The organism is Massilia sp. 05N420, assembly GCF_056397205.1.
Map to the genome: position 1 here is coordinate 1 of NZ_JBFTMX010000248.1, position 386 is coordinate 386.

The 386-nt window shown below is 59.1% G+C and carries 1 pseudogene; it reads right to left on the reverse strand.

From position 1 onward, the window contains the following. Window positions 1-360: pseudogene (locus AC1DIX_RS28185) on the reverse strand (hypothetical protein); the annotation flags it as partial. Window positions 361-386: the final 26 nt, after the last annotated feature.

A 386-nucleotide genomic window follows, 5' to 3' on the forward strand; every position in this document is an offset into this window, starting at 1 on the left:
GGCCACGACAAGCATCCGGTCATGCAGCAACAGCCGTGCCGTCAGCGCGAAGAAGACATAGGCACCAAACAGCATCGCATTCTTGACGATCGCCAGCGTCGCCACGGAAACACCGGCGGCGGAGAAAACCGCGTATTGGAGCCAATTGTAGAAGGGTGGCTGTTCGCCATAGCCGGCTGCAAGCCACTGCAGGCGGAAGACCTGCTGGGCCTCGTCGATGCCGAGCGTAGCTGGCAACATCAGGCGAACGACGACGTGGACAGCGAAATAGGCGGCGAGCAGAGCAAACAGCCAGGCGGGAACCGTTGTTGTCCTCGCCTGACCTGAAGCGGTCATTGATGGATCAAGCTTCGTTTCCATCGAAGATCTGCCGGACGATATAGTTC